Below are 12,684 nucleotides of genomic sequence, written 5' to 3'. Positions count from 1 at the left end.
GGGAGAGGGGTTGCGGGTGGAAATTACAGCGTATGCTCGGTACGCGCAATAATGTCGTCCTGCGCATCCGGCGACAGGGCGGTGAAGAAGGCGGAATAGCCCGCGACGCGCACCACCAGGTCACGGTACTGGTCAGGGTGTTTCTTCGCTTCCAGCAGCGTTTCGCGTGACACGATGTTGTATTGAATATGCCAGCCCTTATGCACCTCGAAGAAGGTCCGCAGCAGAATCATCAGCTTCTGACGGTCCGAATCGTTTTCCAGCGTCGCCGGGTTCAGCTTCTGGTTCAGCAGCACACCGCCCAGAATCGCCTCCGTTGGCAGTTTGCCGACGGAACCGATCACCGCCGTCGGCCCGAGGTGGTCGGTACCGGATGCCGGACTGGCCCCTTCCGCCAGCGGAGTATGCGCCTTACGGCCATCCGGCGTTGCCATGGTTGCGGCGCCAAACGGCACGTTCGCGGAGATGGACGACGTACCGGCGTAGTAATTACCGCCAATTGGACCACGACCGTAGCGCGGGTTGTAATACTGCTTCAGCTCTTCGATATAGGTCTCATACGCACGGGCCAGCAGCAGATCCACGCTGTCATCGTCGTTACCGTATTTCGGCGCGCCGTTGATCAAACGCTGGCGCAGCTGCTCATGCGTCAGACCTTCGTAGTCCTCCGCCAGCGCTTTCGCCAGCTGCTGCTGACCAATCGCTCCCTGCTCGAACACCAGCTTTTTCACGGCGGCGAGGCTGTTGCCGAGGTTGGCGATACCCACCTGCAAACCCGATACCCAGTCATACTTCGCGCCGCCTTGCTTGATGCTTTTCGCGCGTTCGATGCAGTCGTCTACCAGCGCCGAGCAGAGAATATCGTGCACGTTCTCTTCCAGCATAGTGTCGACCACGTACTCAATTTCAATCGATTTGCGGGTGTAGTAGCGGATCTGGTTATCCCAGGCGGCCATCACGTCGTCGAAGTTGTCGAAATTGCCTGCAGACAGCGCTTTCTCCTGCGGCAGGAACACCTTGCCGCTGGTGGCGTCGCGGCCACCTTCCATCGCCGCCAGCATCACGCGCGCGAAGTTGATAAAACTCATGCCGGTGCAGCGATAACCCCACTTGCCGCCGACGGCGGTTTCGATGCAGCCGATTGCCGCGTAATCGTAGGCGTCCTCTTTTTCCACGCCGAGTTTAATGAACTCGGAGATGACGATTTCGTCGTTGTTAAACGCGGGCATCCCGAAGCCGCAGCGGATCACCTGCACGCAGGCGTCGAGGAAGTCGTTGCTCATGCCCGCGTGATAACGCACGCTCAGGTTTGGCTGGGTGGAGCGCAGGCGTCCGCAGGATTCCAGAATCGCGTAGGAGAGGGGGTTCACCGCGTCCATCGGCTCGCCGTTCACCAGTTTCTGACCGCCAATGGTGACGTTCTGATACAGCGGGCTACCCGCCGAGGCTTTAGAGTGCGAGCCGGAACGGATTTTGTTCACTTCCAGCAGCTTCAGCCAGCAGCTGTGCAGCAGCTCAATCGCATGTTCACGGTCGAGGGACTGATTCAGCTCCACGTCGCGGCGGTAGTACGGATAGAGATACTGGTCCATACGCGCGAAGGAGACCGAGTGGCCGTTGGACTCAATTTGCAGGATCAGCTGGATGAAATAGCACAGCTGTAGCGCCTGCCAGAAGGTTTTTGGCGGCTGGTGGGCAATGACATCGCAGTTTTCCGCCATTGCCAGCAGCTCGTCGCGGCGGCTTTCGCGGATCTCATTTTTCGCCATCTCACGCGCCAGATCGGCAAAGCGCTGAATGTGCAGCGTGACGGCTTCCAGTACGATATCAATCGCTTTCAGGAACTGATCGCCGTGCAAATCCTCCAGCACGGTCAGGTTGATGCGGGTACGACGCTCCGCGACTTTCGCGCGCAAGCCGTCGAGACCTTTCTCCAGCAGCAGCGGGAAGTTCACCGCAAGGTGTGCATCGCCGGAGGTCATGTTGCCTTCGGCTTTGATGATGCCGGTTTCCAGCAGCCCTTTTTGCACGTCGGTAAACATACCGTAGCAGCGATCCTGTACCGTCTGGCCGCGCCACCATGGGCAGACATCGTGCAGCACGCGCTTGTTCTCTTCGCTCACCGCAAAGCCAGCGCCCGGACGGTCGGCCAGATCGTCGATCTCTTTTTCAATCCACGAGACGGTGTATTCCGGGAAGATTGGCGCAGCGCGCACTTCGCTTGCCTGGTTGCCGATAATCAGCTCGTCGTGTTTGATCCAGATGGTGCGTTTTGCCAGATGATGCGCCAGCGCCAGCGCGCGACGCACCGGGATCGGTTTGTCCATGTGCTGCTGGTACATTTCGGTGTAATGCTGCGCGCGCTCGGTACAGACCGGCGGTTTCACGATATGCACCAGAGCGGTTTTGTGCGCCTTAATGCGGTCTGTCAGGGTGTTCAGATTCAGCTGTGTCATATCTTTATCCTCGTAGGGTCGCAGTTAACCCATTCTGGGCCGCAAACTGTTGGGCAAACTCCAGTAACTCAGGGTTATCGAGCGGTTTGTCAGGGGCAGAGTAGGGTTGGCCGAGCAGGGTGTATTTGTTCATGCCAAGGGTGTGGTACGGCAAAAAGTGGATATCGCGGACGTTCAGTTCGTCGGCGGCAAAACGGGTGATGGCTTTAATCGACGCTTCATCGGCGTTAAAGCCCTGAATCAGCGGGACGCGAATGGTCAGCTGTTTTCCGGCAGCGGCCAGGCGTTTTAAGTTCTCCAGCACCCGTTTTGCCGAGCCGTCAGTCCACTGTTTAAACACCTCACTATCGACATGCTTAAGGTCGGCGAGGAACAGATCGACATAGGGTAACGACGGTTCGATATAGTGCCATGGCACATGCAGACAGGTTTCGACCGCCGTGTGTATGCCCTGATCGTGGCTGGCTTTAAACAGAGAATGGGCCAGCTCCGGGCTCATAAAGGGTTCGCCGCCGGAGAGGGTGATACCCCCGCCGCTGCGATCGTAAAAAGGTTTATCGCGCAGTACGGTTGCCATAATATCGGCCACCTGTTTCTCTTCCCCACAGACCGTTAGCGCCTGGGTCGGGCAGCAGTCGGTGAGGGCGTCGAGATGGGCGTCATTGAGTTTTTCGCGATGGATGATCACTCCGTTCAGCGCACGGTCGATAATCCCTGGCGCAGCCTGCTGACACAGGTCGCAGCCTTCGAGGCACAGGCGGGCATCAAACAGCACATCCCGCGTGCGTGAGCGGCTCTCCGGGTTCTGACACCAGCGACAGCCGAGGGAGCAGCCTTTCAGGAACACCACGGTACGAATACCTGGGCCGTCGTGGGTGGAGTAACGCTGAATATTGAAGATCATATTTTCGCCTCTTGTTGCGTATGAAGATTAAATAACTTTCAAATGAAAGTTATTTTGATGTGCGTCAACTCTGAGGAAGGTTTTTACGTGGTAGTGTTACGGCAGGTTAATTTTGAGGGTGACATCATGGAATTTTATCTCGACACATCTGACGTAGCCGCAGTCAAAAAACTGGCACGCGTTTTCCCGTTAGCCGGTGTAACGACCAACCCTAGCATCGTCGCAGCAGGTAAAAAGCCGCTGGAGGTGTTGCTGCCGGAGCTGCATGACGCGCTCGGCGGAAAAGGGCGTCTGTTTGCGCAGGTGATGGCGACGACCGCAGAGGGCATGGTTGAAGATGCACGTAAACTGCGCGCCATCATTAACGATCTGGTGGTGAAAGTGCCGGTCACGGCAGAAGGGCTGGCGGCAATCAAAATGCTGAAAGCGGAAGGGATCCCAACGCTTGGGACTGCGGTGTATGGCGCGGCGCAAGGGATGCTGTCGGCATTAGCGGGCGCGGATTATGTCGCACCCTATGTGAATCGCCTTGATGCTCAGGGCGGCGACGGAATTCAGACCGTGGTGGAACTCCAGCAGCTGCTGACGCTGCACGCGCCGCACGCTAAAGTGCTGGCCGCCAGCTTCAAAACGCCGCGTCAGGCGCTGGATTGCCTGCTGGCCGGGTGTGAATCTATCACCCTGCCGCTGGACGTGGCGCAGCAGTTTATTAGCTCTCCGGCGGTGGATGCGGCGGTGGTGAAATTTGAGCAGGACTGGCAGACCGCGTTTGGGCGCACGTCGATTTGACCCAGTAAACCGGGTGCTGGCGTCGCCTCACCCGGTCAGCGTTACCCCCCGCACACCTCGCAGCCAGGATTACGCATCAATTTCATCTCACGAAACTGACAGGTCATCGCGTCGTACATCAGGATTTTTCCGGCGGCAGGTGTACCGTAATGGGCCAGCACTTTAATCGCTTCCATCGCCTGCAGTGAACCGATCACCCCCACCAGCGGCGCCATGACGCCTGCTTCCACGCAGCTGAGGGCGTTCTCGCCAAACAGTCGGCTCAAGCAGCGATAGCACGGCTCGCCATCCGCATAGGTAAAGACGGTGATCTGCCCTTCCATGCGGATCGCCGCCCCGGAGATCAGCGGTGTTTTATGGGCAAAACAACCCGCGTTGAGCTGATTGCGCACCGCCACGTTGTCGGTGCAATCGAGCACAATATCGTGCTGCGCGATGTGGGCGGACAGCGCGGCATCGTCCAGCATCGCATCAATGAGGGTAAAGTGAACATTCGGGTTGATCCGCGCCAGGGCATCGCGCGCCGAGATCACTTTCGGCTCGCCAACGGTCGCATCGCTGTGCAGTGTCTGACGCTGTAAGTTCGACACCGATACCGTATCGAAATCCAGCAGCGTCATCCTGCCAACGCCCGCTGCCGCCAGATACTGCGCAGCGGCACAGCCCAGCCCGCCAAGGCCGACGACCAGCACGTTTGCTGCTTTTAGCGCTTCCTGCCCGTCGAAATCAAACCCGCGCAGGACGATCTGACGGTTATAACGCAGCATCTCCTGATCGTTCAGCTCCACCGCCATTTTAGCCCCCGAACAGATGGTTAAAGGCTTCGACCTCAACCCATTCACCGGCTTCGACGTTGCCGCGCTCACGCTCCAGCACGATGAAGCAGTTACCCTGGCTGAATGAGCTAAAGATATGCGAGCCCTGATGCCCGGTGGTGCTCACTTCCAGCTCGCCGTCGGCGTTACGCGTCAGAATACCGCGCTGGAAATCCAGACGCCCCGGGGATTTTTTCAGTCGCGTTGCCGCCCGCACGCGCTGGCGAGGAGGCAAGCCTGAGGCGTTATCGCCGGAGAGTTTCGCCAGCAGCGGCTGCACCAGCTGATAAAAGGTCAGCGCCGCCGAAACCGGATTGCCCGGCAGACCGCAGAACCAGCTGTTAGCCAGCGTGCCAAAGGCAAACGGCTTGCCCGGTTTGATCGCCAGTTTCCAGAAGCTGATTTCGCCCAGCTCATCGAGAATGGTTTTGGTGTAATCCGCTTCGCCGACGGAGACGCCGCCGGAGCTTATCACCACGTCGGCTGCGTTATCCGCTTCGATAAAGGCCGCGCGCAGTTTTTCCGGATCGTCCGGAATGATACCGAGGTTGATCACCTCGCAGCCCAGCTGTTCCAGCATAAGATGCACGGCCAGACGGTTGGTGTCGTAGATTTGGCCCGCCTGCAATGGCTGGCCCGGCAGCTGCAGCTCGTCGCCCGTCGAGAAAAGCGCGACGCGCACTTTGCGCACCACGTCGATCTCCGCAATACCGAGAGAGGCCAGCACCGGCAGCTCTGCGACTGTCAGTTTGGTTCCGGCCGCGAACACCGTTGCGCCCTGGGCGATATCTTCCCCGGCGCGGCGGATGTTCTGATTCGCTTTAACGCTGGCGGTAAAACGCACGCCCGCGTCGGTCTGTTCGGTCTCTTCCTGCATCACCACCGCGTCGCACCCGTCAGGCACTGGCGCACCGGTCATGATGCGAATGCAGGTCCCCTGCGGCCACTCACCCGCGAACGGCTGACCGGCGAAGGCTTTTCCGGCGACCGGTAAGGCATTTCCCGCCTGAATATCTGCAAGGCGCACCGCGTAACCGTCCATCGCCGAGTTATCAAACCCCGGCACATTGAGCGGAGAGACAACGTCGCGCGCCAGCACTCGCCCAAAGCCGCGCAGCAAAGGCAGCGTTTCGTGCTCTTTCAACGGGGTGACGGGGGCGAGCATCTGCGTGAGTGCCGTTTCAAGCGGCATCAGTCCGGCGGTAAAATCCATGGTTTACTCCTGCGGGATAACAGCGAAAGCGGGCATTATGACAGAAAAGTGCCCCTAACTGTATGACACAGAGGGTGTAGTCTTTACATCACCCTTGCGTCTTTCTATATTCAAAATTCGTCTGAAGATCTGACAACGATAATGATATTTATAGAAAAAGCAGCGCCTCTGTGCTGATGGGTGATGGAAATGGTTAATGCGGTGATCGCAATTCACGGCGGCGCAGGGGCGATTACCCGTGCGAAGCTGAGTCCGGAGCAGGAAAAACGCTACGTTGACGCGCTTTCTGCCATTGTTGAAACGGGCCAGCGGATGCTGGAGGCGGGCGAGAGCGCGCTTGATGTCGTCACCGAGGCGGTACGTTTGCTGGAAGAGTGCCCGCTGTTTAACGCGGGTATTGGGTCGGTATTTACTCGCGACGAAACCCACGAACTGGACGCCTGCGTGATGGACGGCAATAGCCTGAAAGCCGGTGCAGTGGCGGGTGTCAGCCATCTGCGTAACCCGATTCTGGCGGCGCGTCTGGTTATGGAGCAAAGCCCGCACGTCCTGATGACGGGAGCTGGCGCGGAGCAGTTTGCCGCAGAAAACGGCATGGAACGGGTGCCTGCTGAGACCTTCTCGACGCCCGAGCGTTATCAGCAATTACTGGATGCGCGCAGCGCCGGGATCACCCAGCTCGATCACGCGGCACCGCTCGATGAGAGCACCAAAATGGGTACCGTTGGAGCGGTGGCGCTGGACAAAGCGGGCAATCTCGCGGCGGCCACCTCTACCGGCGGAATGACCAACAAATTACCGGGCCGGGTCGGGGACAGCCCTCTGCCGGGCGCGGGATGTTATGCCAACAACGCCAATGTGGCCGTGTCCTGCACCGGTACGGGCGAAGTGTTTATCCGCACGCTCGCGGCGTATGACATTGCCGCCTTGATGGATTACGGAAACTTAAGTCTGGCCGAGGCCTGCGAGCGCGTGGTGATGGAAAAACTCCCGGCGCTCGGCGGCAGCGGCGGGCTGATTGCTGTGGATCGTGAAGGCAACGTCGCGTTGCCGTTTAACAGTGAAGGGATGTATCGCGCCTGGGGTTATGCGGGCGATGCACCCTCGACGGGAATTTATCGTGAATAAGGGGAGCCTGCGTGCCGCACAGTAACGATCTGGACAGCCGGGAAGTTCTGGCCGTCCACAACCTGAACATCGCGTTTCAGGAAGAGCGGCGGCCTGTCCCGGCGGTAAAACAGCTTTCGTTCTCTCTCAAGCGGGGCGAAACGCTGGCGATTGTCGGTGAATCCGGTTCCGGTAAATCCGTCACGGCCCTGTCGCTGATGCGTTTGCTGGAGCAGGCCGGCGGGATGATAAACTGTGACAGCCTGCTTTTGCGCCGTCGCAACCAGCAGGTCATCGATCTCACCGAGCTGAGCCAGTCGCAAATGCAGAGCGTGCGCGGCGCGGACATGGCGATGATTTTCCAGGAGCCGATGACCTCGCTCAATCCGGTGTTTCCGGTGGGGGAGCAGATTGCCGAATCTATCCGCCTGCACCAGGGATTATCCCGCGAGCAGGCGCTGGCAGAGGCCAAACGCATGCTGGACCTGGTGCGTATTCCGGAAGCGCAGACCATTCTCGGGCGTTATCCGCACCAGCTCTCCGGCGGCATGCGCCAGCGGGTGATGATCGCCATGGCGCTGTCGTGCCGTCCGGCGGTGCTGATCGCCGATGAACCAACCACCGCGCTGGATGTGACAATTCAGGCGCAGATCCTGCAGCTCATCAAAGTGCTGCAACAGGAGATGGAGATGGGGGTGATTTTTATCACCCACGATATGGGCGTGGTGGCGGATATCGCCGACCGGGTGCTGGTGATGTACCAGGGCGAGGCCGTCGAAACGGGCAGCGTGGAGCAGATCTTCCACGCGCCGGAACACCCTTACACCAAAGCGCTGCTGGCGGCGGTTCCGCGTCTCGGGGCGATGAACGGCAGCGATTTGCCGCGTCGCTTCCCGCTGCTTTCGCCGGGCGTGGCGCAAAGCGAAGAGACCGAACAAGACACGGTGGTACCGGGCGAGCCGATACTGCAGGTGCGCGATCTGGTGACCCGTTTCCCGCTGCGCGGCGGGCTGCTTAACCGCGTGAAGCGCGAAGTGCACGCGGTGGAAAACGTCAGTTTCGACCTGTGGCCGGGTGAAACCCTGGCGCTGGTGGGGGAATCGGGCTGCGGGAAATCCACTACCGGACGGGCGTTGCTGCGTCTGGTCGACTCCCAGGAGGGCAGCATTACCTTTAACGGTGAGCGCATCGACACGTTGCCTGCCAGCAAACTACAGCACCTGCGCCGGGATATTCAGTTTATCTTCCAGGACCCTTATGCTTCCCTCGATCCGCGTCAGACGGTCGGCTACTCGATCATGGAGCCGTTGCGGGTGCATGGCCTGCTGAAAGGCGAAGAGGGGCAGCGGCGCGTCGCCTGGCTTCTGGAACGCGTGGGGTTGAAGCCGGAACATGCCTGGCGTTACCCACACGAGTTTTCCGGCGGACAGCGTCAGCGCATCTGCATTGCCCGCGCGCTGGCGTTGAATCCGAAGGTGGTGATTGCCGACGAATCCGTCTCGGCGCTGGATGTCTCCATCCGCGCACAAATCATCAACTTACTGCTCGATCTCCAGCGCGAGCTGGGCATCGCCTTTTTGTTTATCTCACACGATATGGCGGTGGTAGAGCGCATCAGCCATCGCGTGGCGGTGATGTACATGGGACAAATCGTGGAGATTGGCCCACGTCGCGCGGTGTTTGAAAACCCGCAGCACCCGTACACCCGCAAACTGATGGCCGCCGTGCCGGTGGCCGACCCGGCGCACCGGCACGGCCACCGCGTGCTGTTGCAGGATGAGATGCCGGGCAATATTCGTAAACGCGGCGAGGCGACGGAGCGTGTGGTCCTGCGCGAAGTGGGCCCCGGACATTTCGTGGCACCGCCGCATCAACACAACGCCTTTTCACGCTTATAGCTTTTGACAGACAGGGAACAACAGGAGAATACAATGACAAAATTTGTTGCTCGTTCATGGCTGTTAGCCGCGAGCGTGACGGCCGCGCTGGCGGCAACGCCTGCATTTGCGGCTAAAGATGTGGTGGTCGCCGTGGCGTCCAACTTCACCACGCTGGACCCGTATGACGCCAACGATACGCTGTCGCAGGCGGTGGCGAAGTCGTTCTATCAGGGGCTGTTTGGCCTTGATAAAGAGATGAAGCTAAAGAACGTGCTGGCCGAAAGCTATACCGTCTCCGATGACGGGCTGGTCTACACCATCAAACTGCGCAGCGGCGTGAAGTTCCAGGATGGGACTGATTTCAACGCTGAAGCCGTGAAGGTGAACCTCGATCGCGCCAGCAATAAAGAAAACAGTCTCAAGCGCTATAACCTCTACAAAAACATCGCCAGCACCGAGGCCGTCGATCCGACGACGGTGAAAATCACCCTCAAAGAGCCGTTCTCGGCGTTTATCAATATTCTGGCGCACCCGGCGACGGCGATGATCTCCCCGGAAGCGCTGAAAAAATACGGCAAAGAGATTGGTTTCCACCCGGTCGGCACCGGGCCGTACGAGCTGGTGACCTGGAATCAGACCGATTTCGTGAAGGTGAAGAAATTCGCCGGGTACTGGCAGAAGGGCCTGCCGAAGCTGGACTCTATCACCTGGCGTCCGGTTGTCGACAACAACACCCGTGCGGCGATGCTGCAAACCGGCGAAGCGCAGTTTGCTTTCCCGATCCCTTACGAGCAGGCGGCAATCCTTGAGAAAAACAGCAAGCTGGAGCTGGTGGCCAGCCCGTCGATCATGCAGCGCTACATCAGCATGAACGTGACGCAAAAGCCGTTTGATAATCCAAAAGTGCGCGAGGCGATCAACTACGCCATTAACCGTCAGGCGCTGGTAAAAGTGGCTTTTGCGGGCTATGCGACCCCGGCGACGGGCATTGTGCCGCCGTCGATTGCCTACGCCCAGAGCTATAAACCCTGGCCATACGATCCGGCGAAAGCGCGCGAGCTGCTGAAAGAGGCCGGTTTCCCGAACGGCTTTAGTACCACGCTGTGGTCATCTCATAATCACAGCACCGCGCAGAAAGTGCTGCAGTTCACCCAGCAGCAGCTGGCGCAGGTGGGCATCAAAGCGCAGCTGACAGCGATGGACGCGGGCCAGCGTGCGGCGGAAGTGGAAGGCAAAGGGCAGAAAGAGAGCGGTGTGCGCATGTTCTACACCGGCTGGACGGCATCAACGGGTGAAGCAGACTGGGCGCTCTCGCCGCTGTTTGCCTCGCAGAACTGGCCGCCGACGCAGTTCAACACCGCGTTCTACAGCAATCCGCAGGTGGATAAAGATCTGACGGATGCCCTGAAAACCACCAAAACCGACGAGAAAGCGCGTCTGTACAAGGATGCTCAGGATATTCTGTGGAAAGAGTCGCCGTGGGTGCCGCTGGTGGTGGAAAAACTGGTTTCCGCCCACAACAAGGCGCTGACCGGGTTCTACATCATGCCGGATACGGGCTTCAGTTTTGAAGACGCGGATTTGAAATAACAGAACTCATTCCCGCAGGCGATAGTCTGCGGGATGAGAGGGAAAGGCATGCTGAATTATGTTTTTAAACGCCTGCTGGGGCTGATCCCAACGCTGCTGATTGTGGCGGTGCTGGTGTTTCTGTTCGTCCATATGCTGCCCGGCGATCCGGCGCGACTCATCGCCGGGCCGGAGGCGGATGCGACGGTGATCGATATGGTGCGCCAGCAGCTGGGTCTTGATCGGCCGCTGTATGTGCAGTTCTGGCACTACATCACCAACGTGTTGCAGGGCGATTTCGGCATCTCGATGGTGTCGCGACGTCCGGTTTCTGAGGAGATTGCCAGCCGCTTTATGCCGACGTTCTGGCTCACTCTTGCCAGTATGATCTGGGCGATGATTTTTGGTCTTGCCGCAGGGATTATCGCCGCCGTCTGGCGCAACCGCTGGCCGGATAAGCTCGGCATGGCACTGGCCGTCACCGGGATCTCTTTCCCGGCGTTTGCGCTGGGGATGCTGCTGATGCAGATCTTCTCTGTCGAACTGGGCTGGCTGCCGACGGTGGGAGCGGATACGTGGAAGCACTACATTCTGCCGTCGCTCACCTTAGGCGCAGCGGTGGCCGCCGTGATGGCGCGATTTACGCGCGCCTCGTTCGTCGATGTGCTGAGTGAAGACTATATGCGCACCGCGCGCGCCAAAGGCGTGAGCGAAAAGTGGGTGATCCTCAAGCATGGCCTGCGCAACTCGATGATTCCGGTTGTCACGATGATGGGCCTGCAGTTTGGCTTCCTGCTTGGCGGTTCGATTGTGGTGGAGAAGGTCTTTAACTGGCCGGGCCTGGGTCGTTTGCTGGTCGATTCCGTCGACATGCGCGACTATCCGGTGATTCAGGCAGAGGTGCTGCTGTTTTCACTGGAATTTATTCTTATCAACTTAGTGGTGGATGTGCTCTATGCCGCCATTAACCCGGCTATCAGGTACAAGTAACATGCGATTGTTTAACTGGCGTCGTCAGGCCATTTTAAAGGCTATGCCGGGCTTAAAACCGGACCATATCCGCACGCCGTGGCTGGAGTTCTGGCGGCGATTTCGTCGTCAGCCGGTGGCAATGACCGCTGGACTGTTTGTGCTGCTGCTGATCGTAGTGGCGATTCTGGCACCCTGGATCACGCCGTTCGATGCCGAAAACTACTTCGATTACGATCGACTGAACGATGGCCCGTCAATGATGCACTGGTTTGGCGTGGACTCTCTCGGGCGCGATATCTTTAGCCGCGTGCTGGTCGGCGCACAAATCTCGCTGGCGGCAGGTGTTTTCGCGGTGCTGATTGGCGCTGCCATCGGTACGGTGCTGGGGCTGCTGGCGGGGTTCTACGAAGGCTGGTGGGACCGCATCATCATGCGTATCTGCGACGTGCTGTTTGCCTTCCCCGGCATTTTGCTGGCGATCGCCGTCGTCGCAATAATGGGCAGCGGGATGGCTAATGTGATCATCGCCGTGGCGGTCTTTTCCATTCCGGCGTTTGCCCGTCTGGTGCGCGGAAATACGCTGGTGCTGAAGCAGCAGACGTTTATCGAGTCGGCGCGCAGTATTGGCGCCAGCGATGCGACCATCTTGTTTAACCATATTCTGCCCGGCACGGTCTCGTCCATTGTGGTCTATTTCACCATGCGTATCGGCGTATCGATCATCTCCGCGGCGAGCCTCTCATTCCTGGGATTAGGCGCACAGCCACCGACGCCGGAGTGGGGCGCGATGCTCAATGAAGCGCGGGCTGACATGGTGATTGCGCCCCACGTGGCGATCTTCCCAAGCCTCGCGATCTTCTTTACCGTGCTGGCCTTTAACCTGCTGGGTGACGGCCTGCGCGACGCACTGGATCCGAAGATTAAAGGGTAGGGCTGAGGGCCGGACGTTGTAACATTGTAAAGAATGTTAATCAGTTGC

The 12,684-nt window shown here is 58.9% G+C and carries 10 protein-coding genes; 6 read left to right on the top strand and 4 right to left on the bottom strand.

Features of this window, described 5'->3' with window-relative positions; all coding sequences use genetic code 11:
• Positions 1-23: 23 nt before the first annotated feature.
• Positions 24-2,456, bottom strand: coding sequence for a formate C-acetyltransferase/glycerol dehydratase family glycyl radical enzyme (locus DAI21_RS19600; RefSeq protein ID WP_107703969.1), 2,433 nt, complete (start codon positions 2,454-2,456; stop codon positions 24-26).
• 4 nt (positions 2,457-2,460) lie between these two features.
• A complete protein-coding gene (locus DAI21_RS19595) occupies positions 2,461-3,360 on the bottom strand; it encodes a glycyl-radical enzyme activating protein (protein ID WP_107703968.1) in 900 nt (299 codons plus the stop codon).
• Between the two features lie 126 nt (positions 3,361-3,486).
• Here DAI21_RS19595 and fsa point away from each other — a divergent pair, with 126 nt between their 5' ends.
• Positions 3,487-4,149: a fructose-6-phosphate aldolase gene (gene fsa, locus DAI21_RS19590; RefSeq protein WP_102105258.1), complete on the top strand. Its 663-nt coding sequence runs from the start codon at positions 3,487-3,489 to the stop codon at positions 4,147-4,149.
• A 41-nt stretch (positions 4,150-4,190) separates the two neighbouring features.
• Here the strand turns inward: fsa and moeB are convergent, their stop codons facing one another.
• Together moeB and moeA are read right to left on the bottom strand one after the other, a co-directional pair.
• Positions 4,191-4,943 (bottom strand): molybdopterin-synthase adenylyltransferase MoeB, encoded by a 753-nt coding sequence (moeB, locus tag DAI21_RS19585; protein ID WP_107703967.1) that lies wholly within the window; start codon positions 4,941-4,943, stop codon positions 4,191-4,193.
• Between the two features lies 1 nt (position 4,944).
• Complete coding sequence (gene moeA / locus DAI21_RS19580; RefSeq protein ID WP_107703966.1) at positions 4,945-6,177, bottom strand: molybdopterin molybdotransferase MoeA; 1,233 nt, start codon at positions 6,175-6,177, stop codon at positions 4,945-4,947.
• Positions 6,178-6,366: 189 nt separating this feature from the next.
• On the opposite strand from moeA, the gene iaaA reads away from it, so the two are divergent.
• The 5 genes from iaaA to gsiD are packed head-to-tail and all read left to right on the top strand — an operon-like array spanning position 6,367 to position 12,636.
• Entirely contained in the window at positions 6,367-7,305 is a 939-nt protein-coding gene (gene iaaA, locus DAI21_RS19575) for a beta-aspartyl-peptidase (RefSeq protein ID WP_107704295.1), read from the top strand.
• Positions 7,306-7,316: 11 nt separating this feature from the next.
• Complete coding sequence (gene gsiA / locus DAI21_RS19570; RefSeq protein ID WP_102105177.1) at positions 7,317-9,182, top strand: glutathione ABC transporter ATP-binding protein GsiA; 1,866 nt, start codon at positions 7,317-7,319, stop codon at positions 9,180-9,182.
• Positions 9,183-9,215: 33 nt separating this feature from the next.
• A complete protein-coding gene (gene gsiB, locus DAI21_RS19565) occupies positions 9,216-10,754 on the top strand; it encodes a glutathione ABC transporter substrate-binding protein GsiB (protein WP_107703965.1) in 1,539 nt (512 codons plus the stop codon).
• Between the two features lie 48 nt (positions 10,755-10,802).
• Positions 10,803-11,723 carry a glutathione ABC transporter permease GsiC gene (gene gsiC / locus DAI21_RS19560; RefSeq protein ID WP_100777066.1) on the top strand — a complete coding sequence of 307 codons (921 nt, stop codon included), beginning with the start codon at positions 10,803-10,805 and terminating at the stop codon, positions 11,721-11,723.
• Between the two features lies 1 nt (position 11,724).
• On the top strand, positions 11,725-12,636 hold the full coding sequence (gene gsiD, locus DAI21_RS19555; RefSeq protein WP_095281372.1) for a glutathione ABC transporter permease GsiD: 912 nt from the start codon (positions 11,725-11,727) through the stop codon (positions 12,634-12,636).
• Positions 12,637-12,684 lie beyond the last annotated feature (48 nt).

The sequence above is a fragment of the Lelliottia sp. WB101 genome, from assembly GCF_003051885.1.
Taxonomy (GTDB): domain Bacteria; phylum Pseudomonadota; class Gammaproteobacteria; order Enterobacterales; family Enterobacteriaceae; genus Enterobacter; species Enterobacter nimipressuralis.
This window is presented reverse-complemented; position numbering and strand designations above follow the sequence as displayed.